The organism is Streptomyces sp. OZ13 (assembly GCF_052068155.1).
In the GTDB taxonomy this organism is placed as follows: domain Bacteria; phylum Actinomycetota; class Actinomycetes; order Streptomycetales; family Streptomycetaceae; genus Streptomyces.
This window is the reverse complement of sequence record NZ_JBQHCZ010000001.1, coordinates 557,534-581,896: the sequence shown is the minus strand read 5'-3', so window position 1 is coordinate 581,896 and position 24,363 is coordinate 557,534. Positions and strand designations below refer to the sequence as shown.

The following is a 24,363-nucleotide window of genomic DNA, read 5'->3' as shown; positions in this document are numbered from 1 at the left end:
ACCATGACCAAGGCTCTTGAGGGCGTCCGCGTCCTCGACATGACGCATGTCCAGTCCGGGCCCTCGGCGACGCAGCTGCTGGGCTGGCTCGGCGCCGACGTGGTGAAGCTGGAGGCCCCGAGCGGCGACATCACGCGCAAGCAGCTGCGCGACATACCGGACGTCGACTCGCTCTACTTCACGATGCTCAACTGCAACAAGCGCAGCATCACCCTCAACACCAAGTCGGAGCGCGGCAAGGAGATCCTCACCGAGCTGATCCGCCGCAGCGACGTCATGGTGGAGAACTTCGGCCCCGGCGCCGTCGACCGGATGGGCTTCACCTGGGAACGGATCCAGGAGATCAACCCCCGGATCGTGTACGCCTCCATCAAGGGGTTCGGGGAGGGCCCGTACACCAACTTCAAGGCGTACGAAGTGGTGGCCCAGGCGATGGGCGGGTCCATGTCGACCACGGGCTTCGAGGACGGGCCGCCGCTGGCGACGGGCGCCCAGATCGGTGACTCGGGCACGGGCATCCACGCCGTCGCCGGGATACTCGCGGCGCTGTTCCAGCGCGAGAGCACCGGGCGCGGCCAGCGGGTCAACGTGGCGATGCAGCACGCCGTGCTCAACCTCTGCCGGGTGAAGCTGCGCGACCAGCAGCGGCTCGCGCACGGCCCCCTGGCCGAGTACCCGAACGAGGACTTCGGCGACGAGGTGCCCCGCTCCGGGAACGCGTCCGGCGGCGGCCAGCCCGGGTGGGCGGTCAAGTGCTCGCCCGGCGGCCCCAACGACTACGTGTACGTCATCGTGCAGCCGGTCGGCTGGCAGCCGCTCTCGGAGCTCATCGGGAGGCCGGAGCTGGCGGAGGACCCCGAGTGGGCGACGCCGGAGGCGCGGCTGCCGAAGCTGAACAAGATGTTCCAGCTGATCGAGGAGTGGACGGCGACGCTCCCCAAGTGGGAGGTGCTGGAGAAGCTCAACGCCCGCAACATCCCCTGCGGGCCGATCCTCTCGACCAAGGAGATCATCGAGGACCCGTCGCTGGCGGCGAACGAGATGGTCGTCGAGGTCGAGCACCCCGAGCGTGGCACCTTCACCACCGTGGGCAGCCCGCTGAAGCTGTCCGACTCGCCCGTGGACGTGGTCACCTCGCCGCTGCTCGGCCAGCACAACGAAGAGGTGTACGTCGGCGAACTGGGCCTCGGCGACGAGGAGCTCAGCCTGCTCAAGTCGAACGGAGTCATCTAGTGGCGGAGCACGCAGAGCGGCAGGCGGCGGTACGGGCGATCCTGGCGGGCGCGCTCGCCGAGGGCCGCACGGCGCTGACGGCCCCCGAGGGCAAGGCGGTCACCGACGCGTACGGGATCCCGACCCCGGCCGAGGGGCTCGCGGAGACGGCGGACGAGGCGGTGGCGCTGGCGGACCGGATCGGTTTCCCGGTCGCCATGAAGATCGTCTCGCCCGGCATCCTGCACAAGACGGACGCGGGCGGCGTGCAGGTCGGGCTGAAGTCCTGCGCGGAGGTGCGCGGGGCGTTCACCGCCATCGTGTCCAACGCGAAGGCGTACGACCCCGAGGCACGCATCCTCGGCGTGCAGGTGCAGCAGATGGTGCCGGCCGGGACCGAGGTACTGGTCGGCACGGTCACCGACCCGACGTTCGGGAAGGTGGTGGCGTTCGGCCTCGGCGGTGTCCTCGTCGAGGTGCTGAAGGACGTCACCTTCCGGCTGGCGCCCGCGTCGAGGGACGACGCGCTGTCGATGATGGACGGCATCCGCGCCGCGGAGATCCTGCGCGGGGTGCGCGGCGGTGCGGCCGTGGACCGGGAGGCGCTCGCCGACGTGGTGGTCCGCGTCTCCGAACTGGCAGCCGACTTCCCGGAGATCGCGGAGGTCGACCTCAACCCGGTGTTCGCCTCCGCGGACGGGGCGATGGCCGCCGACGTACGGATCCTGCTCAGCACCGAGGTCCCGGCCGAGCGCCGCAAGTACTCCCGCGAGGAGATGCTCACCTCGATGCGGCGGCTGATGCAGCCCCGGTCCGTGACCGTGATCGGCGCCTCCAACGAGCAGGGCAAGATCGGCAATTCGGTCATGCGGAACCTGATCGACGGAGGTTTCCCGGGCGAGATCCACCCGGTGAACCCCAAGGCCGATGACATACTCGGCCGTAAGGCGTACAAGAGCGTGATGGATGTTCCGGGCGAGCCCGATGTGGCGGTCTTCGCGATCCCCGCGAAGTTCGTGGCGTCCGCCCTCGAGGAGGTCGGCCGCAAGGGCATCCCCAACGCGGTGCTGATCCCGTCCGGTTTCGCGGAGACCGGCGAGCACGAACTCCAGGCGGAGATCGTGGCGATCGCCGAACGGTACGGCGTGCGGCTGCTGGGGCCGAACATCTACGGCTACTACTCCACCTGGCAGGACCTGTGCGCCACGTTCTGCACGCCCTACGACGTCAAGGGCGGTGTGGCGCTCACCTCGCAGTCGGGCGGCATCGGCATGGCGATCCTCGGCTTCGCGCGGACCACACGCACGGGCGTCTCGGCGATCGTCGGTCTCGGCAACAAGTCGGACCTGGACGAGGACGACCTGCTCACCTGGTTCGGCGAGGACCCCAACACCCAGTGCATCGCGATGCATCTGGAGGACCTCAAGGACGGGCGGGCGTTCGTCGAGGCCGCACGCGAGACGGTGCGGAAGAAGCCGGTGGTGGTCCTCAAGGCGGGCCGTACGGCGGCGGGCGCGAAGGCGGCCGGCTCGCACACGGGCGCGCTGGCCGGCGACGACGCGGTCTACGACGACGTGCTGCGGCAGGCGGGGGTGATCCGCGCGCCGGGGCTCAACGAGATGCTGGAGTACGCGCGGGCGCTGCCCGTCCTCCCCGTACCGCAGGGCGACAACATCGTGATCATCACGGGGGCCGGCGGCTCGGGGGTGCTGCTGTCCGACGCGATCGTCGACAACGGGCTGTCCCTGATGGAGATCCCGCCGGACCTGGACGCCTCCTTCAAGGCCTTCATCCCGCCGTTCGGCGCGGCCGGGAACCCGATCGACATCACCGGCGGCGAACCGCCCTCGACGTACGAGGCGACGATCCGTCTGGGGCTGGAGGATCCCCGGATCCACGCGCTGGTGCTGGGTTACTGGCACACGATCGTCACCCCGCCGATGGTGTTCGCGGAGCTCACCGCGCGCGTGGTGGAGGAGTTCAGGGAGCGCGGGATCGAGAAGCCGGTGGTGGCCTCGCTCGCCGGGGACGTCGAGGTCGAGGAGGCGTGCCAGTACCTCTTCGAGCGCGGTGTCGTCGCCTACCCGTACACGACGGAGAAGCCGGTCGCGGCGCTCGGCGCGAAGTACGCCTGGGCCCGGGCCGCGGGCCTGTTGGGGGGCGGTCGATGACCTGAGCGACGGCTCGAACCACGGGGTCTGCGGTGACCGCTCGCCGCGGACCCCGGTGCGAAGAGAAACGGACAGGGGGCGCTGGCCAGACTTCTTCCACGCGAGGGGTTCGATCACCATGACGACAACCGACATCTCCACATCCGTCCCCTTCAGGGAGGTGACGGACGCCAACGGGCGCATGTACCGGATCGGCGAGACCGATATCGACATCATGGGCCGCAAGCGCAAGTGGATGGTCATCCTGCCGTGGGTGGGCATGATGGGCATCAGCTCGGCCGAGTACGCGTTCGCGTCCGCCGAGGACACCCTCCACACCGCGCACAGCTGGAGCAGTGCGCACATCTTCTGGATGCTCGGCGTGTGGGTCTTCTTCCAGGCCGCGGTGGCCTTCCCGGCCGGCAAGCTGCGCGAGAGCGGCAAGCTGCCGGCCCGGTGGGCGATGATGCTGGGCGCGGTGGGTACCCTGCTGGGCTATGTCTCGCTGGCGTTCGCACCCCATGTCGTGGTCGCCTACATCGGATTCGGCATGTTCAGCGGCATGGGCGCGGGCATGGTCTACGCGACCTGCGTCAACATGGTCGGCAAGTGGTATCCGGAGCGAAAGGGCGGCAAGACCGGCTTCGTCAACGGCGGTTTCGCCTACGGTTCGGTGCCGTTCGTCTTCATCTTCACCGGCTACATGGACCTGACGAACTTCCGCTGGGTGCTTGTCTCCGTCGGTCTGTTCCTGGCCGCGACGGTCGCCGTCGCGGGCTACTTCTTCCAGGACCCGCCGAAGAACTGGTGGCCGGCGGAGGTCGACCCGCTGCGCAAGCCCGACGACCCGCGGGCGCGCCGGGCGCTGGAGAAGAACCCGCCGGCGGTGAAGCAGTACACACCGAGGGAGGCGTGGCAGACCGGCCGGGTGGCGCTGATGTGGTTCTGTCTGCTGTGCACGTCCGGTGTGAACATCTTCGGTATCGCCTTCCAGGTGCCGTTCGGTGACGAGGCCGGATTCGCGGGCGGCATCGTCGCGACGGCGATGTCCCTCAAGGCGATCGTGAACGGCACCGGGCGCGGCGTGATCGGCTGGCTCTCGGACCGTTACGGCCGCAAGCAGTGCCTGATCTTCGTCTGCATCGTGCTCGGTCTGTCGCAGTACGGCATCCTGTGGTCGGGCAACATCCACAACCTGCCGCTGTTCCTGCTGTTCTCCAGCATCTCGGGGTTCGGCGGCGGCGCCATCTTCCCGATGTTCGCGGCGATGACGGCGGACTACTTCGGCGAGAACAACAACGCCTCCAACTACGGCCTCGTCTACAGCTCGAAGCTGGTGTCGGGCCTGCTTGGTTCCGGCATGGGCGCCGTGGTCGTGGGCGCCTGGGACTACGCGGGAGCGTTCCTCCTGGCCGGTTCCATCTCACTGTTCGCCGGCTTCGTGGCGATATTCCTGCATCCGCCGGGGCGGCCGCGCAAGGGCCGGATCGCGGCCAATCCGCAGCCGATCAGCCGGGACATGGGCTGAGCGGACCACGGTGGGAAGTGCGGCCCGGGCGGCCGCGGCGGCCGGGAGACCGGTCACCGCGGCCGTCCGGCCGTCGTACGAGGTGTCTGTCCGAGGATCTACGACAACTGGCCGTCGTAGTCGGGGAGCTTGAAGGTCCGCTCCGCGTGCCCGCCGACGAGGTCGGTGGTGTTGTTGCCGATGTTGGCGATGATCGTGTAGCCCTTGGCCTCGATCTCCGCGCGCTTCTCCGTCTTGTAGGCGCTGACCTCGCCGAAGAGGTCCGGCAGGTCGCGGACGTAGAGTCCGTCGACCGGGTAGCCGGTCTGCTTCAGGTTCCAGTCGGTGAGCGAGTGGATGATGCCGGGGCGGGCGGTCACGAAGAAGACGGCGACGCCACGGGAGTCGGCGTAGCGGGCGAGCTCACGCATCTCCTGGATGGCGGGGGTGGGCAGCTTCCAGAACGGGTGGAAGTGCGTCTCCAGCGAGGTGTTGTCGATGTCGAGGACGATGGCCTGCTTCTCGCCGGCCGCGTCGGCGGTGCGCTCCTCGATGTAGGGGCGGGCCTGGGCGACGACCGCGGCGACGTCGCGCCGCCAGGTGTCGTAGTCGACGCTCTGTGCCTGTACGGCCGTTGCGGCTTGGGTGGTCTCGGCGTGGGCGGAGGCGACGGGCAGTGCCGCGAAGAAGGTGAGGGCGGCACCGGTCGCCGTGGCGCGGACCGTCCATGTGCGTGCGTGCATGGGGGGTTCTCCTGGGTGTGGAGGCAGCTCAGGGAGCCCGTCCGGCCGTGATCGACCGAACGGGTTGACATGCTCGCGCTTAATGATGGACGGAAGGCGACGTTCTTACTACCGGCCGGTAGCGCCTTTGTTCTCCGAGTGCGGCGGACGGCATCCGCCAATGTCCACTGTCGGCCGAACGCTCCGGCGCCACCGGCGATCCGTCACCGACGGCACCCGACAGGGTTGCTGTTCGCCCGCGCTGCCAGAGCGGCCTGACTGCCCGATCCTGCCCGCTGCGGGCGTGAAGCACCGTCCAGAGCTTCATGGAGCCGCCGTTGCACGACCGGGCCACCCCCCGGGGGGAGGGTGGCCCGGTTCAACGTGTCGTTGTCAGTTGGCGGTCTGCAGGAACGTCTGGCTGGTGGAGTTGCCGGCTCCGGGGCTGTTGATGTTGTTGCTGGTGCTGATGTTGTTGAACATGGTGAAGAGGCCATTGACGTTGACGGGCAGAATCGATCCCCCGCCGCCGTTCCCGCCGTTCCCGCCGTTACAGGTGCCGCCGGTGACTGTCGTCGGATCGTTGGCGGTGGCCGATTCGCTGCCGCCGCCGGAGACGGTGGCCGTGTTGGTAAAGGTGCAGGGTGCGCCGGCGCTGACTGCGACCGTGACGGTGATCGGGCTGTAGCCGGCTCCCGCCGCCAGCGGGTCGGAGCGCGTACAGGTAACCGTCTGCCCCGAAATTCCGCACTCCCAACCGGCGCCGGACGCCGCCGTCGGTGTCACCCCTGCCGGCAGGATGTCCGTCACGGTGACGGTCCCCTCGGTCGCCCCGGCACCCGCGGCGTTGGACACGGTCATCGTGTACGTGCCCGTCCCGCCCTGCGTGAAGTTGCCCGCGTGGGTCTTGGTGATGCTCAGGTCGGGCTCGGCCACTTCTCCGGTGATGACGGTCGGATCCTGGTCCGCGTCCGGAGGGGAGCCCCCGCCTGAGACGGTTGCCTCGTTGATCACGTTGTCCGGGGCGTCCGGGAGAACGTTGACGATGACGGAGATGACAGGCAGTGGTTCACCAGGGCCGTACACGACTTGGCTGACACAGGAATTGCCACCGCACATCCAGCCGCTGCCGGGCCCGCCGGTCATCTGCACGAGTTCGAGACCGGCAGGCACATTCTCCGTGACGGTGATGAGCCCCCCGTTGGTGGCTCCCTCGCCGGTGTTCGTCACGGTGATGGTGTATTCCCCCTCCTGCCCGCGTACGAAGTCCCCTGTGTGGGTCTTCTCGATGTCCAGTACGGGACCCTGTTGTGCCGCATGCGCCGGAACGGAAGCTGCCGCGAACGGCAGGGCGATGCTTACAAGCACGCCCAGCGTCAGACGCGCCGTCCATCGCGTCAACCGGTGAATACTCATGAGGACTCTGCCCCTTCTGTGGAGGGTCCGGTGTTCGGATGCCGAATTCCTGGACGGGTAACGGAATTCGACTGCGTCGATCACGGGGCGGAGAACTCTTTCACTCAAACGCCCAGGCAACATCGGCTGAAGGGGTGCAAGCCGATGGCTTCGGAACAGGAGGAGATCCGCCGGCCGGGTGCTTCGTCATGAATGGCAGCCGTGCCGGCTGCGGGAACGTCCTCGATGCTCGTGCCGCCGGCCATGTGCTCGGTGAGGCTGTCGTCCGATCGCGACCACGTGGGCACCATCGGCGGAGCGAAGGCGCGGGCGGAAGCGGCCCGCCCGGTGGACCCCGGGCCACCGGGCGAGCCGCCCGCCGGATCAGTGCCGGGCGCGCAGGGCCGCGAGGTTGTCGTAGCTCTTGCGGGCCACCTCGAGGGACTGCCCCGGAACCGTGGCGCTGGGCGCGCCGTCGTGCTCGATCATCGGGTTGTGGTAGTTCTTCGCCCCCACCCGCCTGAAGAACCTGCGGTAGTCGATGTCGCCCTCTCCGAACGTCACCATGTCGTAGCCCTGTCCGTTCTGGGCGTTGACCGTGCCGTCCTTGGCGTGGAACAGCGGGTAGCGCACGTTGTGGCGGACCACCAGACCGGCCGGGTCGAAGACCTGCTCCACCGTGGAGCCGTCGTGCGCGGTGTACGTGTGGAACTTGTACTGCGCCACGTGCGCCCAGTAGATGTCCATCTCCAGCCAGACGTCGCGGGGGTCGGTCACCTCCAGGAAGTACTCGAGCTTGCGGATGCCGGAACTGCGGGTCGGCCTGCCCTGGGCGTCCAGCGGACCGCCGTCGAGCAGGAACCCGTACGCCGAGTCGTGGTTGTGGGTGTAGAGCTTGATGCCCTCGCGGCGGGCGATGGCGCCCAGCGCGTTCCACTTCTCCGCGGCGACGTCCCAGTCGGCCCGGTAGGAGCTGCCGGTCGGGTCGCCGCCGGTGCCCATGTGGGCCATGCCGAGGATGTTGGCGATCTCCAGATGGCGCTTGAAGGTGTCGAGGTCCGACGGGGTCAGCGGCCAGGAGCCGGGGATGAAGCCGTGGTTGCCCTGCGCCGTCAGCCCGTACTCGTCCAGCCAGGACCGCATGAGCCTGGCGCCCGCGACGGTCTCCAGGTTCGCGCCGCCCGGGGCGTTCGCGTGCTGGCGGTAGCCGGCGAACTCGACCTGCTTGTAGCCGTAGCGGGACAGCTGCTGGAAGACCTCGCGGAAGCCCGAGGGCAGATCCGTGGACAGCGGGTCGCGGCCTGTCGCGTCACGGACGGTGTAGAGGATGATGCCGCGCTTGTGGGGCGGGACCAGAGCGGAACGGCCGTGGTCCTCGGCTCTGTCGTCCGCCGTGTCCACGGCCAGGGCCGGCGAGGCACCGAAGACGGGGGCGGCGATCGCCGCGGCAGCGGCGGCGGTGCAGGTGCTGAGGAAGCGGCGGCGGCTGACGCCGAGCGAGCGGCGCAGGTTGTCGCCGGTGACGGAATCGTCGTTGAACGAGGTCACGGTGATCTCTCTTTCCTTCACGGGGGTGCGGACGCGTGACGGTCGCCGCCTCAGTCGAGGCCGGCGAGCCGCAGCAGCAGGGACTTCACATCGGTGGCCGCGACGCGGCCGGTGACGGCGCGGGGGGTGGAGCACAGGAGGAGCGGACCTTCTTCGTCGCTCGCGGGAAGGCGGCCGTGGCTGCCGCGGATCGGTGACGGGTCGAGCGGCACGACCGCGAGGCGGTAGCGCATGCCGAGCTTCTTGCGGGCCACGGCCTTGGCGGCCTTGAGCCGTACGTACGGGTCGTGCGGGTCCATGAACAGCTCGACGGGGTCGTAGCCCGGCTTGCGGTGGATCTCGACGAGCTGCGCGAAGTCGGGGGCGCGGTCGTCGTCGAGCCAGTAGTAGTACGTGAACCAGGCGTCGGGTTCGGCGACCGCGACCAGCTCGCCGGAGCGGGGATGGTCGAGACCGTGGGCCTTCTTGCCCTCGTCGTCGAGGAGTTCACCGAGGCCGGGCAGTCCGTCGAGCGCCTCTCGGACGGCGTCGAGGTCCTCGGGGCGGCGCACGTAGACGTGGGCGAGCTGGTGGTCGGCGACGGCGAACGCACGGGAGGTCATCGGGTCGAGGTACTCCATGCCGTCCTGGGTGTGGACCTCCAGCAGACCGGCGCGGCGCAGGGCGCGGTTGATGTCGACAGGACGGCTGACCCGGGTGATGCCGTACTCCGAAAGGGCGACCACCGTGCGGCCCTCGCGCTCTGCGTCGTCGAGCAGCGGGCCGACGACGGCGTCGAGGTCGGCGGCGGCACGCAGCGAGCGGGGGTCGTCGGGGCCGTAGCGCTGGAGGTCGTAGTCCAGGTGCGGCAGGTAGCACAGGGTCAGGTCGGGCCGGCGGGTGCGCATGATGTGGCGGGTCGCGTCGGCGATCCACCGGCTGGACACGATGTCGGCGCCCGGTCCCCAGAAGTGGAAGAGGGGGAACGTGCCGAACTTCTCGGTGAGTTCGTCGTGGAGGGCCGGGGGGCGGGTGTAGCAGTCCGGTTCCTTGCGGCCGTCGGCGTAGTAGACGGGCCGGGGGGTGACGGTGATGTCGGTGTCGGCGCCCATCGCGTACCACCAGCAGATGTTGGCGACGGTGTAGCCGGGGTGGGCGCGGCGGGCCGCGTCCCAGATCTTGTCGCCCGCCACCAGACCGTTGTGCTGGCGCCACAGCAGGACGTCGCCGAGCTCGCGGAAGTACCAGCCGTTGGCGACGATGCCGTGCTCGGACGGGAGGACACCGGTCAGGAAGGTCGACTGGGCGGCGCAGGTGACGGCCGGCAGCACGGTGGTCAGGTTGGCCTGCGAGCCGGCGGCGGCGAGCGCCTTGAGGCGGGGCATGTGGTCCAGCAGCCGGGGGGTGAGGCCGACCACGTCGAGGACCAGCAGCGGGGTGGGGCGCGTGTCGCTCATGGCAGTTCCTTGAGGCCGAGGTCGGTCAGCAGGTCGCGGGCCAGGGTGAGTTCGGCGGTGATGCCGTCGGCGAGCTGACCGCGGTTGCGGGGCCGCAGCTCCGGCGGGAGGGCCTGCCAGGTGTATGTCTCGACCTCGAGGTGGCGGGTCCGCGGCTCCGGGCCGCCCACGAGCCGGGTCAGGGTGTCCTGGAGGACGGGCAGCGTCGAGGTGAGCGGCTCGGCGGGCGGCGAGTGCAGGGGGACGTGGAAGTGCGCCCGCCAGGGGCCGCCGTCGGGGAGCGCGCCTCCGGCGACGGCCTCGTCCAGATCGTCCGTCCCGCGCAGGCCGGCGGCGGTGAGGGTACGGGTCTGGTGCAGGAAACGCGGCTCCGCGAAGGCGGCCAGCGCCTGGCGCACCTCCGGCAGGTGCGGGTTCTCCGCGTGCAGCGCGGCGGACAGTTGGGCCTTCGGAACGGTGACGCCGGCCGCGGCGAGGGCGGCGAGGGCGGATTCCGGGTCCTCGAAGGAGGTGGCGAGATGGCAGGTGTCGACGCAGACGCCGATCCGCTCGCCCGGGACGTCGGTGAGCGGTCCGATCGCGTCGGCGGTGGTCTCCACCGTGCAGCCGGGTTCCGGTTCGAGGGCGATCCGGACGGACTTGCCGGTCAGCTCCTCGAGGGCGTCGAGCCGCTCGCCGAGGGTGGTCAGCGCGGTGCGGGCGGTGGCGGCGGCCTCGTCGTCGAAGCCGGTGCGCCAGGCGAGCGGGAGGGTGGAGATGGTGCCCTCCGTGACGTCGTCGGGCAGCAGCGCCGCGAGGAGCCGGGCGAGGTCGGTGGTGTGGGACAGGCGTACAGGATCGGTCCAGTCCGGCGTGTAGACGCGGTACTTGACCTCTTCCGCGCCGAAGCCCTCGTAGGGGAACCCGTTGAGTGTCACGACCTCGAGACCGCGCCGCTCCAGCTCGGCGCGCAGTCCCCGCAGGGCCGCCGGGTCGGTGACCAGGGCGCGGGCGGCGTCCCTCGCGAGCCACAGGCCGATGCCGAGCCGGTCGCGGCCGAGGCGCTTGCGAACCGGTTCGCAGTGGTCACGCAGTTGCGCGAGGACGCCCTCCAGTGTCTCCGCGGGGTGGACGTTGGTGCAGTAGGAGAGGTGGACGGTCGAGCCGTCGGGGTGACGGAAGCGCATCCTCTGCTCCCCTCATTCCCCGCCGCGGAGGATGGAGTTGCCCTCGTGCAGGCCCTCCGGCTCCGGGATGTCGAGCTGGAGCCGGCCGCTGAGGCCGTAGAAGGCGACCGGGTTGCGCCACAGGACCTGGTCGACGTCGTCCTCGGTGAAGCCGGCCGCGAGCATGGCGTCGCCGACCTTGCGGGTCTTCAGCGGGTCGCTCCTGCCCCAGTCGGCGGCGGAGTTCACGAGTACCTTCTCCGTCCCGTGGTTCCGCAGGATCGTGACCATGCGGTCCTCGTCCATCTTGGTGTCCGGGTAGATGGAGAACCCGAGCCAGCAGCCGCTGTCGGCGGCGGGCTTCACGGTCGTCTCGTTGAGGTGGTCGAGGAGGACCCGCTCGGTGGGCAGGTTCGACTCACGGATGACGTCGACGGTGCGGTGCAGGCCGGCGAGCTTGTCGCGGTGCGGGGTGTGGACCAGGGCGGGCAGACCGTGGTCGGCGGCCATCTGGAGCTGCGCGGCGAGCGCCGTGTCCTCCGCGGGGGTCATCGAGTCGTAGCCGATCTCGCCGACCGCGACGACCGAGTCCTTGACGAGATAGCGGGGCAGCGCGTCGAGGACGGGCGTGCAGCGGGGGTCGTTGGCCTCCTTGGGGTTGAGCGCGATGGTGCAGTGGTGGGCTATGCCGTACTGGGCGGCGCGGAACGGCTCCCAGCCGAGAAGGGCGTCGAAGTAGTCGAAGAAGCTGGCCGGTGAGGTGCGGGGCTGGCCGAGCCAGAACGACGGCTCGACGAGGGCGCGCACACCGGCGGCGTACATGGCCTCGTAGTCGTCGGTGGTGCGGGACGTCATGTGGATGTGGGGGTCGAAGATGCGCATCACAGCTCCTGGGGCCGCTGGGGCTTCTCGCCGGTCAGGGTCAGCACGCGGTCGAGATCATGGGGGATGTCGCGGCCGGCCGCGGTGCGCTCGGCGGCGTAGTCGGAAAGCATGCGGGCGAGTTCGCCGTCGCTGCGGGCCCGCCGGTCGAGGTCCGCGACGTGGTCGAGGGGCACCCCGGTGAACAGGCACTTGAGCACGGCGTGCCGCCAGGCGTGCGCGTCGAGATGGGCGGCGGCGTAGGGGCCGACGGCGGCGGAGACGAGCCGCGTGTCGTTGGTGCGCAGGGCGTCGTCGAGCAGGTGCACGGCGTGCGGTCCTTCGACGAGGGACGGCAACGCCCGCAGCACGGCGCGGCGTTCGGCGGCACTGCCCTGCCGGTAGAGCCGGGTCAGGGTGTCGAGGCCGGCCCGCGCCTGTGTCAGCAGCAGGGTACGGACGGCGTCCGCGTTGTCCTGCCCACAGTGGCGGCCCGCGGCGGCGAACCGGAGTTCCCAGGTGTGCGCGGTGTACGGGGAGGACGGCGCCGGCGGTGCCTGTGCGGCGCGGGCCGCCTCGGCCAGAGCTTCGCCGAGCCAGGCGCGGGCCGTGTCGTCGGCCAGCCGGGCCTCGACTTCCTGACGGGTCCAGGGCGCGGTCTGCGTCACGGTGCCGGTGCTCCCTTCGCGACTGCGGTACGGAGGAACTCGATGGACCGGCGGGCCAGTTCGGGGCCCGCGTGGGAGTGGCGGGGCAGCTCCACGACGGTCAGACCCTGGTAGCCGGTGGCGGCGAGGGCCTCGAGCACCGGCGGGAAGTCGATCTCGCCGTCGCCGAAGGGCAGATGCTCGTGCACGCCGCGCCGCATGTCCTCGATCTGGACGTGCCGCAGCCAGGGACCGGCCGCGCGGACGCAGTCCGCGGGCGGGTCTGGCTCCAGGCACTGGCAGTGGCCGATGTCGAGGGTGAGGCCGAGGGGTGTGGGGTTGCCGAGGGCGGTGCGCAGCTGATGGAAGCCGGCGAGGTTCTCCAGCAGGTGGCCGGGCTCGGGTTCGACGGCGACGGGGACGCCGGCGAAGGCGGCGGCGTCGAGCACGGGCAGGATCGCCTCCTCCAGCCGCTTCCAGGCGGTGTCCGCGTCGGTGCCGGGCGGGGTGATGCCGCTGAAGCAGTGCACGGCGTGCGCGCCGAGGTCCGCCGCCACCTTGACGGCGGTGACCAGCAGCCGGGTGCGGGCGGCGCGTGCTTCGGGGTCGGGGTCGAGCAGGGACGGGCCGTGCTTGCGACGCGGGTCGAGGACGTAGCGGGCTCCCGTCTCCACCGTGGCGGTGAGGCCGAGTTCGCCGAGCCGGCGGGCGACGTGGCCGGTGCGCGCGGCGAGTCCGGGGGCGAGGGGGTCGAGGTGCATGTGGTCGAGGGTGAGTCCGACACCGTCGTAGCCGAGGTCGGACAGCAGCCCGAGGGCGTCGTCGAGACGGAGGTCCGTCAGCCCGTTGGTGCCGTAGCCGAACCGGAGCCGATCGCCGTCCGCGCCGTCGCCGGACCGGGCGTCGGGGGCCGGGCCGGTACGGGCGTCCGGGCCGGCTCCCGGGCGGGTGTGGGCGCCGGAGCGGGCGCCGGCGCCGCCGTTGTCCGCGCCCGGTCGGTCGTCGGGACCCGGGCGGGTGCCATGGCCAGTTCGAGCGTCGGGGCCGGTACGGGTGGCCGACTCGGTGCCGGGGGCCGGGCCGGTGCCGGGGGCCGGTTGTGTTCCCGGGCGGGGGGCGGGGCTCATGTCGGGCTCACCTTCCGTGCGAGCTTGCGGGCGAGCGGTACGAGCCCCATCACCGCGAGCCCGGTGACGCCCGCCCCGGACCGGGCCGCCAGGGCGGCCTGCAGCGGGATCATGGCGCGGATGCCGCCGCCGACGGCGCGCTGGGTCAGCGGCGGGGACGGGTTGAGCGCGGCGTGGAGGTAGGGGACGGCGGCGGTGCGGGCGTACGCGGCGGCGAGCGCCACGGCGACGGCCGGTGCCGCCGTCCCGCGTGGTCGCGCCGCGAAGGCGGCGACCGCGCCGGTCGCCGCGAGCGCGGCGAGCGGGGCGCGGGTCGAGCCGCCCTGCGTCTCGTTGCGGGACACGGTGGTGACGGCGTACGTGTGCGCGGCCAGTACCGCGGCGGCGGGCGCGGCAGCGCCGAGTCCCAGGACGGACGATCCCCCGCCCCGCCCGTGGCCGGCGCCGCCCGTGGCCGGCCGTGCCTCCGTGCGGCGGCCGGCCGCGGACAACGTTGCCGCCGCGCCCAGCAGCAGGTCCAGGCCGCGGGCCGCCGCCATCGCCGCCGGACCGGCCTTCGTGTGCTTGAGGTGGAGGTCGTACGCCCAGACCGTCGCCGAGAGTGCCGTCGCCACGGCGAGGGCGGGGCGGCCGGCGCGGGCGGCGAGGCCGAGGCCCGCCGCCGTCAGCGCTCCGGCCGCGCCCAGGGCGGCACGGGGCGAGATCCGTCCGGACGGGATCGGGCGGTGGGGCCGGTCGATCGCGTCCTCGTCGCGGTCGGACCAGTCGTTGAGCGCCATGCCCGCCTCGTACAGGCAGAGCGAGGCGCCCACGGCGAGCGCCGTGCCCCGGTTGGGACGTCCCCCGGCCGACGCCGCCCCCGCGAGGGCGTCACCGGGCACGGTGAACAGGGCGGACACGCGCAGCAGTTCGGCCCAGTCGCGCGGCCTCACCCGGCCTCCCGCAGACGGTCCGCGAAGCCGAGGAGGGCGGCGAACTGCTCCGAGAGGCCCGCCGGTCCGCCGTCCGGGTCCTTGAAGTAGAAGCCGAGCTCGGGCAGCGGCCCGGACAGGCCCGCCTCATGGGCCCGGGCCAGCAGCCGGGCCAGGTCCAGGACCAGCGGTGCGGCCAGCGCCGAGTCGCAGCCCTGCCAGATGGTCTGGAGGATCATCCGCGATCCGAGGAAGCCCTCGAAGGCGATGTGGTCCCAGGCCGTCTTCCAGTCGCCGAGCGCGGGCACGTCGTCGATGTGGACCTCGCCCTGCGGTGTGTGCCCGAGGGTGTCGGCGAGGACGCGTTCCTTGCCGGCGTTCTTCGCCGCCGCGGCGGCGGGGTCGGCCAGTGCCGCCCCGTCCCCGCCGCCGAGCAGGTTGGTGCCCGACCAGGCCCGTACGTCCAGGGCCCGCTGCACGAACATCGGGGCGAGCACCGCCCGCAGCAGCGTCTGGCCGGTCTTGCCGTCGCGGCCGGCGTGGGGAAGTCCACTGGCCGCGACGGCGTCGGTGAGGGCGTCGGTGCGCAGCCCGGTGGAGGGGGTGAAGTTGACGTAGGGGCAGCCTGCGCGCACGGCGGCGGCCGCGTAGAGGGAGCTGGGCGGCAGCCGCAGTGCGCCCGGTTCGGGCAGCGGCTCGGTGGAGGAGACGCCTACGACCACGACACGGGCGAGGGTGTTGCGTGTGCGGAAGTCGTCGATGTCGGCGGCGAACGCGGTGATGAGCTCCTCGTCGCCGCGGGTGTCGCCGGCGCCCGGTCCGCCGGGCCGTATCGCGGCGTCGGCGGCGGCGAGTTCGGCACGCACCGCGGAGGCGAGGCCGTGCGGCAGGACGCCCGCTTCCGTGAGGTGTTCCGCGCGCTTGGGCAGCGGGCAGTGGGCGGTGTCGTGTCCGCCGAAGACGAGGGAGGACAGGGGCGGCAGCCCGGTCCCGGCGAAGGCCGGGGTCTCTGTGACCATGCCGGTCGGCGGGTGCAGCCCGGCCGTGACCGCCGCACATCCGGCGACGGCTGTGGTGGCCACTGAGCCGCGTGCTCCGACGAACCAGACTCCGGTGCGTGCATTCCCGTCTGTCACGGGCTGCCTCCCTGCCAGTCGATGTTCCGATGTGGTGGAGGACGGCGGGCGGGGGGTACGGCGCCTCCCCGCCCGCCGCCGGCAAATGGGCGGCCCTGGCCTGCGGCCTAGGAGGGCAGCTCCTTCAGCTGGATGTCCCGGAAGGACACCTGGTCGTCGGCCCCGTGGTTCTGGATGCCGATGTAGCCGTCCTTGAGGCTGCGGACCGGGTCGGTGTTGGTGAAGTCGTTGATCTTCACTCCGTTGAGGAAGACCCGCAGACGCTCTCCCTCGACCCGGATCTCGTAGCTGTTCCACTGACCGGGCGGCTTCAGCGCCTGGTCACGGGCCTGGAGGTCGGCCGACTTGAAGCCGTAGACCGCGCCGGTGGTGCGGTCGGCGGCGTCGGTGGCGTCGATCTGGACCTCGTAGCCGTTGTTGACGGCGGACCACGGGTCGTCGGAGGCCGGGAAGCCCACGAAGACACCGGAGTTGTCGTCGCCTTCCATCTTCCAGTCGAGCTTCAGCGAGTACGAGCCGAGTTCCTTGGCCTGGTACCACAGCATGCCCATGCCGCCCTCGGTGCGCAGTTCACCGTCGACGACGTTGAACTTGCCCGGCCCGGCCTGCTTCCAGCCCTCGAGGGTCTCGCCGTTGAAGATGGTCCGGTAGCCGGTCCGCGGCTTGCAGTCGGCCGTCACCTGGCCGGTCGCGTACTTCAGCCCGCCGAGGAGGTGCTGACGGAAGGCCGGCTCGGCGTAGGACTCCTTGGTGTGGCCGCCGCCGGTGTAGAAGGCGCGGCCGCCCTCGTAGGTCTGGCACCAGGCGATCGGGTGGTCGCCCTTCATGGTGCCGCCCTGGTAGGTGGTCTCGTCGAGGGTGGCGAGGACGCGGGCCTGCTCACGCGGGTTGGTGCGGTAGTTGTACCACTCGTCGGTGCGCTCCCAGGGGCCGTCGATGTGCGAGGTGGCCGGGTGGTCGTGGTCCTCGACGCGGACGGTGGCGGGCTGGATGTGCGGGTGGGAGGCGAAGTAGGCGCCGACGAGGCCGCCGTAGAACTCCCAGTCGTACTCGGTGTCGGCCGCGGCGTGGACGCCCATGTAGCCGCCGCCCGCCGCGACGTAGTCCTCGAACGCCTTCTGCTGTTCGGCGTTGAGCACGTCGCCCGTGGTGGAGAGGAACACGACCGCGTCGTACTTGGCGAGGTTGGCGGCCGTGAACTGGCCGGCCGCCTCCGTGGTGTCGACGGTGATCCCGGCGGTGCCGCCGAGTTCCTTCAGGGCCGTGATGCCCGCCGGGATGGAGTCGTGGCGGAAGCCGCCGGTCTTCGAGAAGACGAGGACGCGTTCGGCGGCCTTGTCGACGGGGGTCTCGGACAGCTTGAAGTCGTCCACGTCGTACAGCGCTCCTGCGCCTCCCTTGAAGACCAGGAAGAGTTCCGTGGTCCGCTCGGGGACGCCCCGCAGGGCCACGTCGATGTCCTGGAAGGTCTCCCAGCTGCCGGTGACGGGGACCGGTGCGGAGCCGAGGAGCTTGCCGTCCACGGAGCCGGTGCGCACCTCGAGGATGCCGCCGGCGCCGCCGGAGGAGACGCGGGCGGTGAGCTTCTTGGAGCCGGTCAGGTTGTACGGCTCGAAGGAGATCCAGTCGCCGTTGTTGATGTCGCCGACGGTCTTGCCGCCGTGGGCGGCCGCCTTGTCGTAGGTCTTGATGCCGGACTGGCCGTCGAAGTGCTCTGCCTGCCGGTGGCGGGGCTGGAGCTGGGCCTGGTCGTGGCTGGTCAGCGCGGCCTGGCCGCCGCCTCCGCCGTCGGTGTACTCGGCGTCGAGGACTCCGAAGATGTTGGCGTTGGGGTCGTGTCCGCCGTCGGCCGAGGTCTTGATGGTGCCTTCGCAGCCCTTGGCGGAGGTGATGGGGTGGCCGTGGCTGTCGTGGCCGAGGACGTAGTTCACCGTGACCTTGGTGCAGTCGATGGTGCCGTCCTCGGGATCGGTGACGGTCACCTTGAACGGGATCTCGTCGCCGAAGTCGAACAGCGCGCCTTCGGCGGGCAGTTCGAGCTTGACCTTGGGTGCGGTGTTGCCGACGACGACGTGGACGCTGGCGGAGCCGGTGCGGCCCGTCGGGTCCTTCGCCGTGACGGTCGCCGTGTAGGTGCCGTTCTTGGTGTAGTTGTGGACGGGGTTCGCCTCCGTGGAGGTGGCGCCGTCGCCGAAGTCCCAGCTGTAGGTGAGGGCGTCGCCGTCCGCGTCGGTGGTTCCGGCGGAGGAGAAGGTGACGCGCATCGGTGCCTGGCCGGACGTCTTGTCCGCGGAGGCCTCCGCGACCGGGGAGCGTCCGCCGGTGGCGTTCTCGATGCGGTACAGGCCGGCGTTCTCGTCGCCGCCGAACCATGCGGTGCCGTAGTCGAGGACGTACAGCGCGCCGTCCGGGCCGAAGGCCATGTCCATGATCTGGGTGCCGGTCCACGGGACGGGGTTGATCGAGCGAACGGCGCCGTCCTCGGCCGTGTCGATGCGCTTGATCCAGCGCCGGCCGAACTCGCCGGCGAAGAAGTCGCCGTCGTACGCCTCGGGGAACTTCACCGGGGAGTCGAGCCCGGCGTCGTAGTGGTAGACCGGGCCGCCCATCGGGGATTCGGAACCGCTGCCGAACTCGGGGACGGAGCCGCCGTCGTACGGGATCCAGGCGGGCTGCGCGGGCGGCAGGTCGACCAGGCCGGTGTTGTGCGGCGAGGTGTTCTTCAGGTTCGCGCAGTCGAACGTCGCACCGGAGGTCTTGGTGGCGAAGTCGTAGTCGACGTACGGGTCGTTGTCGCCGGTGCAGAACGGCCAGCCGAAGTTGCCGGGGCCGGTGAGGCGGGCGAACTCGACCTGGCCGGCGGGTCCGCGCTTCGGGTCGGCGGTGCCGGCGTCGGGGCCGTAGTCGCCGACGTAGAGGACGCCGGTCTTCTTGTCGACGCTGAAGCGGAACGGGTTGCGGAAGCCCATCGCGTAGATCTCGGGCCGGGTCTTGTCCGTGCCGGGGGCGAAGAGGTTGCCCTCGGGGATGGAGTACGAGCCGTCGGCCCCGACCTTGATGCGGAGGATCTTGCCGCGCAGGTCGTTGGTGTTGCCGGAGGTGCGGCGGGCGTCGTAAGCGGGGTTGCGTCCGGGCCGGTCGTCGATGGGCGTGTAGCCGTCGGAGGCGAAGGGGTTGGAGTCGTCGCCGGTCGACAGGTAGAGGTTGCCCTCGGCGTCGAAGTCGATGTCGCCGCCGACGTGGCAGCAGATGCCGCGGGTCGCCGGGATGTCGATGATCTTCTTCTCGCTGGCGTTGTCCAGCGTGCCGTCCTCACGGAGCACGAACCGCGACAGCCGGTTGACGCCGTCGTACTTGGCGAAGTCGGCCGCGGTGCCCTCGTTGGGGGCGTCGCCCGCGGGGGTGTCCATGGGCGGTGCGTAGTAGAGGTAAATGAAACGGTTCTGCGCGAAGTTCGGGTCCAGGCCGACGCCTTGGAGTCCCTCTTCGTCGTGCGAGTAGACGGGGACGGTGCCGACGACGCGGGTGTTGCCGGCGGCGTCCGTCATACGCAGCTCGCCGCTGCGGGAGGTGTGCAGCACACTGCGGTCGGGCAGGACGGCCAGCGACATGGGCTCGCCGGTCTCCTCACCGCCCTTGGCGAGTGTGACCTGCTGGAATTCCTCCGCGGCCGCGGCGACCGCCGTCTGGGGGTCTGCGGCGGACGCGGTGGTCGGCGCGGTGAGGGCGAGCGAGCCGGCGGCCAGAAGACCGCCGGTGAGGAGTGCGAGAGCCTTGCGGGCCCTGGGCCTTGTTCTGTGCACGAATGTCCTCCGGTAAGGCCGGTCGAACGGGGCGGTGTGCCGTGGAACCGGAGTGCGCCGTCACTCCCGAACCACCTATGTCGTGTACACGAGATGGGACCGTAGCCGGGTTGGTCCTGGACCGAAAGCCCTTGTGCAGCAGAGAAGTTGAACTTTTTCCCAGCACAGGACAAAGGCGTGTCCGGGCAGCCCTGACCGGCCCGGCGGCATCCCTCGCCACCGGGCCGTACCTGGGCGTTTCTAGCTGTCGCCGCCCGAGAAGGCGGCGTCGAACGAGGCGGACGGAGGATCGAAGTCGAAGCGCTTCAGATCGGCAAGCGCTTGCGGAGCGCCCATCAGGCGGTCCATGCCGGCGTCTTCCCACTCCACCGAGATGGGTCCGTCATAGCCGATCGAGCGCAGCATCCGGAACACGTCCTCCCACGGCACGTCACCGTGTCCGGCGGAGACGAAGTCCCAGCCGCGCCGCGGGTCGCCCCACGGCAGATGCGAACCGAGCCGCCCGTTGCGCCCGTCCAGACGCTTACGGGCCTCCTTGCAGTCGACGTGGTAGATCCGGTCCCGGAAGTCGTACAGGAAGCCGACCGGATCCAGGTCCTGCCAGACGAAGTGGCTCGGGTCGAAGTTGAGCCCGAAGGCCGGCCGGTGGCCGACCGCCTCCAGGGCACGTTTCGTGGTCCAGTAGTCGTAGGCGATCTCGCTGGGGTGCACCTCATGGGCGAAGCGGACGCCCTCGGCGTCGAAGACGTCGAGGATCGGGTTCCAGCGTTCGGCGAAGTCCTCGTAGCCGCGCTCGATCATCCGCTCGGGCACCGGCGGGAACATCGCGACGAGATGCCAGATCGACGAGCCGGTGAAACCGACGACGGTGTCGACCCCGAAGGCCGCGGCGGCCCGCGCGGTGTCCTTCAACTCCGCGGCGGCCCGCTGTCGTACGCCCTCCGGTTCCCCGTCGCCCCAGATCCGGGCGGGCAGGATGCCCTGGTGGCGTTCGTCGATGGGGTTGTCGCAGACCGCCTGGCCGACCAGATGGTTGGACACGGCCCAGCACTTGAGGCCGTACTTCTCCAGCAGGGCGTGCCTGCCGTCGAGGTAGGACGGGTCGGACAGGGCCTTGTCGACCTCGAAGTGGTCGCCCCAGCAGGCCAGTTCCAGACCGTCGTAGCCGAAGTCGCGGGCGAGTGAACAGACCTCCTCGAGCGGCAGATCGGCCCACTGGCCGGTGAACAGTGTGAACGGGCGTGGCATGGCGCCTCCAAACCGGGTCCTGCCGGATCTCTGCCGGCCGTCAAGCCTGTACTGCCTCCACCGCCTGGACGGGGGTGTAGACGGAGTTCTTCTGTGCGCTCTCCTCCACCGCCGCCAGCACCCGCTGCACCTGGAGCCCGTCGGCGAACGACGGGACCGGGTCGGTCCCGGAGGCGATCGCCTCGACCAGGTCACGGGCCTGGTGGGCGAACGTGTGCTCGTAGCCGAGCGCGTGGCCCGGCGGCCACCACGCTTCCAGATACGGGTGCTCCGCCTCCGTGACGAGGATCCGGCGGAACCCGGCCGTGGCGGCGGGCTCGTGGTGGTCGTGGAAGGAGAGCTCGTTGAGCCGCTCGAGGTCGAAGGCGAGCGAGCCCTGCTCACCGTTGATCTCCAGCCGCAGGGCGTTCTTGCGGCCCGAGGCCATCCGGGTCGCCTCGAACGTGGCCAGCGCCCCGGACTCCAGCCTGCCGGTGAAGACTGCCGCGTCGTCGACCGTGACCGGCCCCCGCCGCGTGCCGCCCGACGCGGTCAGGCCGGCGGAGGCGCCCTGGAGCAGCGGGCGTTCCTTGACGAACGTCTCCAGCTGGGCGGAGACCCCCACCAGCGGCTCCCCCGCCAGGTACTGCGCGAGGTCGACGATGTGGGCGCCGAGGTCGCCGAGCGCCCCTGACCCCGCGTGCTCGCGCTCGAGCCGCCAGGTCAGCGGGAAGTCCGGGTCCACCAGCCAGTCCTGGAGGTAGGTCACCCGCACGTGCCGCAGGGTGCCGATCCTGCCCTCGGCGATCAGCCGGCGGGCGTAGGTGAGCGCGGGCACCCTGCGGTAGTTGAAGCCGACCATCGCGAGCTGCCCGTTGCGCCGGGCCCGTGCGGCCGCCGCGACCATGGCCTCCGCCTCGGCGACGGAGTTCGCCAGGGGCTTCTCGCACAGGACGTGCTTGCCCGCCTCCAGCGCCGCGATCGCGATCTCCGCATGGCTGTCGCCCGGTGTGCAGACGTCGACGAGTTGCACGTCGTCGCGGGCCACGAGGGCGCGCCAGTCGGTCTCCGCCGCGGCCCAGCCGTGTTTGCCGGCCGCGGCACGCACTGCGGCGGCGTCACGGCCGGCGATCGCGGCGAGGACCGGCCGCAGCGGCAGGTCGAACACGCGTCCCGCGGTGCGCCACCCCTGGGAGTGGGCGGCGCCCATGAACGCGTATCCGACCATGCCGACGCCGAGTGTCGGCGGTGCGGCCTCACTGTCCCTCTGTTGCATACGGAATCCTCCTCGTCGGAGTCAACGGTCTCGTCGGTGTGCTCGGTGGGGGCGGGCGCGCCTCCGGTCAGTTGAAACCGGTGGGCAGGTACTCGTCGACGTTGTCCTTGGTGACGACGGCCGAGTAGAGGGTGAGGGAGGCCGGGATCTCCAGTTCGGCCATGCCGCTGATGCCCTTGCCCTGTCCGAGGGCCCGCGCGAGGTCGATGGCGGACGCCGCCATCGTCGGCGGGTACAGGACGGTGGCCTTCAGCACGCTGTCGTCGGCCTTGATGGCGTCCATCGCGGACTTCGCGCCGGCGCCGCCGACCATCAGGAAGTCCTTGCGGCCCGCCTGTGCGATGGCACGCAGCGCGCCCACGCCCTGGTCGTCGTCGTGGTTCCACAGCGCGTCGAACTGCGACTGGGCCTGCAGGAGTTGGGCCATCTTTGCCTGGCCGGACTCCACGGTGAAGTCGGCCGCCTGGCGGGCCACCTTCTTGATGTTGGGGTAGTTCTTCAGGGCGTCGTCGAAGCCCTGGGTGCGCTGCTTGGTGAGCTCCAGGTTGTCCAGCCCGGCGAGCTCGATGACCTTGGCGTTGGGCTTGTCCTTGAGCTGCTCGCCGATGTAGTTGCCGGCATTGAGGCCCATGCCGTAGTTGTCGCCGCCGATCCAGCAGCGGTAGGCCTGCGGTGAGGCGAAGATGCGGTCCAGGTTGACGACCGGGATGCCCGCCTTCATGGCCTGCAGACCCACCTGGGTGAGTGCCTTGCCGTCGGCCGGCAGGATGACGAGGACGTCGACCTTCTTGTTGATCAGGGTCTGGACCTGCCCGATCTGGGCGGCCGTGTCGTTGGACCCCTCGGTGATCTCCAGGGTGACGTCGGAGTACCGCTCCGCACGGGACTTGGCGTTCTGGTTGATGGCGTTCAACCAGCCGTGGTCGGCCTGCGGCCCCGCGAAGCCGATGGTGACGGCCTTGCCGGGCTTGTCGTCGGCGACCGGCGCGTTGTCGGTGGCCGCCTCCTGCTTCTTGGGCTCGTTGCTGGTGCACGCGGTGAGCAGTGCGCCGGCGCCGATCGCGGCGGTGCCGAAGAGCAGTCCTCTGCGGCTGGTGGACGGGGTTTCTGGCATGGCGGGTCTACCCCTTCAACTGGGCGGTTTGGCGGGTGCTGCGGACGTACGGAGAGGGGGTGCGCGGCGGCGGTGTCAGGCCCGGCCGCCGCGCACGCTGCGGGGGTGTCAGGAGTCCCCGCCGCGCAGGGTCCGGTGCTGGACCAGCACGGCGGCGACGATGATGGCGCCCTTGGCGATCTGCTGGACGGCGCTCTCGAGGTTGTTGAGGGCGAAGATGTTGGTGATCGTGGTGAAGACGAGAACACCGAGTACGGAACCGACGATGGTGCCGCGGCCGCCGCTGAGCAGGGTGCCGCCGATGATCGCGGCGGCGATGGCGTCGAGTTCGTAGAGGTTGCCGTTGGTGTTCTGGCCGGAGCCGGCCAGCACGATCAGCATGAAGGCGGCGATCCCGCAGCACAGGCCGGACAACAGGTAGAGGTAGAGCCGCTGGCGGCGGACGTCGATGCCGGCGAGCCGGGCGGCCTCCGCGTTGCCGCCGACGGCGACGGTGCGCCGGCCGAAGGTGGTGCGGTTGAGGACGAGCCAGCCGATGACGGTGACCGCGGCGAAGACCAGTACCAGGGGCGGGATGCCGAGGATGTAGGCGTCCCTGATACCGAGGTCGAGCACGGAGTCGACGGTGACGATCTGGGTCTTGCCGTCCGTGATCTGCAGGGCGAGACCGCGGGCGGAGGCGAGCATCGCGAGGGTGGCGATGAAGGGCACCATCCGGCCGTACGCGATGAGCAGGCCGTTCACCAGTCCGCAGCCGACGCCGACGATCACGGCGGTGAACAGGATGCCGGTGAAGCCGTACTCCTGGGTGGCCACCGTCGTCGCCCACACCGAGGCGAGCGCCACGATGGCGCCGACGGACAGGTCGATCCCTCCGCTGGTGATGACGAAGGTCATGCCGACGGTGACGACACCGATGACGGAAGCCTGGGTGAGGACGAGCTGGAGATTGCTCGTCGCGAGGAACTCGTCCGGTTTGGTGATGCCGCCGACCGCCACGAGCACGGCGAGCACACCGAGCAGCGACAGATTGCGGACGTCGAGGCGCAGTCCGAGCGGACGGCGTGAACCCCCCTTGTCCGGTGCGGACTTGGCGGCAGGCATCGGCGCGTCCTGCTGCGCCGGGGTGGCCGGCTGCGTCATGCC

The 24,363-nt window shown here is 70.7% G+C and carries 18 protein-coding genes; 3 read left to right on the top strand and 15 right to left on the bottom strand.

All coding sequences use genetic code 11. The features are described 5' to 3' along the window. The first annotated feature begins 3 nt into the window (after window positions 1–3). The 3 genes from frc to ACTMTU_RS02575 all read left to right on the top strand — a co-directional run bounded on the left by frc (window position 4) and on the right by ACTMTU_RS02575 (window position 4,890). Window positions 4–1,233 carry a formyl-CoA transferase gene (gene frc, locus ACTMTU_RS02585; RefSeq protein WP_441261972.1) on the top strand — a complete coding sequence of 410 codons (1,230 nt, stop codon included), beginning with the start codon at window positions 4–6 and terminating at the stop codon, window positions 1,231–1,233. Further along, window positions 1,233–3,383: an acetate--CoA ligase family protein gene (locus ACTMTU_RS02580; protein ID WP_441261750.1), complete on the top strand. Its 2,151-nt coding sequence runs from the start codon at window positions 1,233–1,235 to the stop codon at window positions 3,381–3,383. Before frc ends, ACTMTU_RS02580 begins: the two co-directional genes overlap by 1 nt. 118 nt (window positions 3,384–3,501) lie before the next feature. Continuing rightward, window positions 3,502–4,890, top strand: a complete 1,389-nt coding sequence (locus ACTMTU_RS02575; RefSeq protein ID WP_441261749.1) for an OFA family MFS transporter — start codon at window positions 3,502–3,504, stop codon at window positions 4,888–4,890. 98 nt (window positions 4,891–4,988) lie between these two features. Here ACTMTU_RS02575 and ACTMTU_RS02570 read toward each other — a convergent pair whose 3' ends face one another. The 15 genes from ACTMTU_RS02570 to ACTMTU_RS02500 form a co-directional block, all read right to left on the bottom strand. Beyond that, window positions 4,989–5,612 carry an HAD family acid phosphatase gene (locus tag ACTMTU_RS02570; RefSeq protein WP_229834540.1) on the bottom strand — a complete coding sequence of 208 codons (624 nt, stop codon included), beginning with the start codon at window positions 5,610–5,612 and terminating at the stop codon, window positions 4,989–4,991. A 372-nt stretch (window positions 5,613–5,984) separates the two neighbouring features. After that, window positions 5,985–7,007 carry a hypothetical protein gene (locus tag ACTMTU_RS02565; RefSeq protein ID WP_441261748.1) on the bottom strand — a complete coding sequence of 341 codons (1,023 nt, stop codon included), beginning with the start codon at window positions 7,005–7,007 and terminating at the stop codon, window positions 5,985–5,987. 363 nt (window positions 7,008–7,370) lie between these two features. Next, on the bottom strand, window positions 7,371–8,534 hold the full coding sequence (locus tag ACTMTU_RS02560) for a sugar phosphate isomerase/epimerase family protein (protein WP_441261747.1): 1,164 nt from the start codon (window positions 8,532–8,534) through the stop codon (window positions 7,371–7,373). A 50-nt stretch (window positions 8,535–8,584) separates the two neighbouring features. Then, on the bottom strand, window positions 8,585–9,970 hold the full coding sequence (locus ACTMTU_RS02555; RefSeq protein WP_441261746.1) for a nucleotide pyrophosphatase/phosphodiesterase family protein: 1,386 nt from the start codon (window positions 9,968–9,970) through the stop codon (window positions 8,585–8,587). Beyond that, a complete protein-coding gene (gene eboE, locus ACTMTU_RS02550; protein ID WP_441261745.1) occupies window positions 9,967–11,136 on the bottom strand; it encodes a metabolite traffic protein EboE in 1,170 nt (389 codons plus the stop codon). The genes ACTMTU_RS02555 and eboE overlap by 4 nt, the downstream gene beginning before the upstream one ends. 12 nt (window positions 11,137–11,148) lie before the next feature. Beyond that, window positions 11,149–11,997 carry a TatD family hydrolase gene (locus ACTMTU_RS02545; protein WP_441261744.1) on the bottom strand — a complete coding sequence of 283 codons (849 nt, stop codon included), beginning with the start codon at window positions 11,995–11,997 and terminating at the stop codon, window positions 11,149–11,151. Then, window positions 11,997–12,644: an EboA domain-containing protein gene (locus ACTMTU_RS02540; protein WP_441261743.1), complete on the bottom strand. Its 648-nt coding sequence runs from the start codon at window positions 12,642–12,644 to the stop codon at window positions 11,997–11,999. Before ACTMTU_RS02540 ends, ACTMTU_RS02545 begins: the two co-directional genes overlap by 1 nt. Further along, the gene (locus tag ACTMTU_RS02535) at window positions 12,641–13,465 is read right to left on the bottom strand and encodes a sugar phosphate isomerase/epimerase family protein (RefSeq protein ID WP_441261971.1); all 825 of its coding nucleotides are present in this window, start codon (window positions 13,463–13,465) and stop codon (window positions 12,641–12,643) included. The genes ACTMTU_RS02540 and ACTMTU_RS02535 overlap by 4 nt, the downstream gene beginning before the upstream one ends. Before the next feature lie 281 nt (window positions 13,466–13,746). Further along, a complete protein-coding gene (locus ACTMTU_RS02530; protein WP_441261742.1) occupies window positions 13,747–14,682 on the bottom strand; it encodes an SCO3242 family prenyltransferase in 936 nt (311 codons plus the stop codon). After that, window positions 14,679–15,797 (bottom strand): inositol-3-phosphate synthase, encoded by a 1,119-nt coding sequence (locus tag ACTMTU_RS02525; protein WP_441261741.1) that lies wholly within the window; start codon window positions 15,795–15,797, stop codon window positions 14,679–14,681. The genes ACTMTU_RS02530 and ACTMTU_RS02525 overlap by 4 nt, the downstream gene beginning before the upstream one ends. 107 nt (window positions 15,798–15,904) lie before the next feature. Then, window positions 15,905–19,600: a ThuA domain-containing protein gene (locus ACTMTU_RS02520; protein ID WP_441261740.1), complete on the bottom strand. Its 3,696-nt coding sequence runs from the start codon at window positions 19,598–19,600 to the stop codon at window positions 15,905–15,907. A 240-nt stretch (window positions 19,601–19,840) separates the two neighbouring features. Continuing rightward, window positions 19,841–20,848, bottom strand: a complete 1,008-nt coding sequence (locus ACTMTU_RS02515; RefSeq protein WP_441261739.1) for a sugar phosphate isomerase/epimerase family protein — start codon at window positions 20,846–20,848, stop codon at window positions 19,841–19,843. 40 nt (window positions 20,849–20,888) lie between these two features. After that, the gene (locus ACTMTU_RS02510) at window positions 20,889–22,103 is read right to left on the bottom strand and encodes a Gfo/Idh/MocA family protein (protein ID WP_356619974.1); all 1,215 of its coding nucleotides are present in this window, start codon (window positions 22,101–22,103) and stop codon (window positions 20,889–20,891) included. Window positions 22,104–22,170: 67 nt separating this feature from the next. Further along, entirely contained in the window at window positions 22,171–23,217 is a 1,047-nt protein-coding gene (locus ACTMTU_RS02505) for a substrate-binding domain-containing protein (RefSeq protein WP_441261738.1), read from the bottom strand. A 108-nt stretch (window positions 23,218–23,325) separates the two neighbouring features. Continuing rightward, window positions 23,326–24,360 carry an ABC transporter permease gene (locus tag ACTMTU_RS02500; protein ID WP_441261737.1) on the bottom strand — a complete coding sequence of 345 codons (1,035 nt, stop codon included), beginning with the start codon at window positions 24,358–24,360 and terminating at the stop codon, window positions 23,326–23,328. Window positions 24,361–24,363: the final 3 nt, after the last annotated feature.

What these genes read in the sequence shown, in the direction of transcription:
- frc (WP_441261972.1), top strand. Translation starts at nt 4, where the DNA reads ATGACCAAGGCTCTTGAGGGCGTCCGCGTCCTCGACATGACGCATGTC.
- ACTMTU_RS02575 (WP_441261749.1), top strand. Translation starts at nt 3,502, where the DNA reads ATGACGACAACCGACATCTCCACATCCGTCCCCTTCAGGGAGGTGACG.
- ACTMTU_RS02570 (WP_229834540.1), bottom strand. Translation starts at nt 5,612, where the DNA reads ATGCACGCACGCACATGGACGGTCCGCGCCACGGCGACCGGTGCCGCC.
- ACTMTU_RS02565 (WP_441261748.1), bottom strand. Translation starts at nt 7,007, where the DNA reads ATGAGTATTCACCGGTTGACGCGATGGACGGCGCGTCTGACGCTGGGC.
- ACTMTU_RS02555 (WP_441261746.1), bottom strand. Translation starts at nt 9,970, where the DNA reads ATGAGCGACACGCGCCCCACCCCGCTGCTGGTCCTCGACGTGGTCGGC.
- eboE (WP_441261745.1), bottom strand. Translation starts at nt 11,136, where the DNA reads ATGCGCTTCCGTCACCCCGACGGCTCGACCGTCCACCTCTCCTACTGC.
- ACTMTU_RS02545 (WP_441261744.1), bottom strand. Translation starts at nt 11,997, where the DNA reads ATGCGCATCTTCGACCCCCACATCCACATGACGTCCCGCACCACCGAC.
- ACTMTU_RS02515 (WP_441261739.1), bottom strand. Translation starts at nt 20,848, where the DNA reads ATGCCACGCCCGTTCACACTGTTCACCGGCCAGTGGGCCGATCTGCCG.
- ACTMTU_RS02510 (WP_356619974.1), bottom strand. Translation starts at nt 22,103, where the DNA reads ATGCAACAGAGGGACAGTGAGGCCGCACCGCCGACACTCGGCGTCGGC.
- ACTMTU_RS02505 (WP_441261738.1), bottom strand. Translation starts at nt 23,217, where the DNA reads ATGCCAGAAACCCCGTCCACCAGCCGCAGAGGACTGCTCTTCGGCACC.
- ACTMTU_RS02500 (WP_441261737.1), bottom strand. Translation starts at nt 24,360, where the DNA reads ATGACGCAGCCGGCCACCCCGGCGCAGCAGGACGCGCCGATGCCTGCC.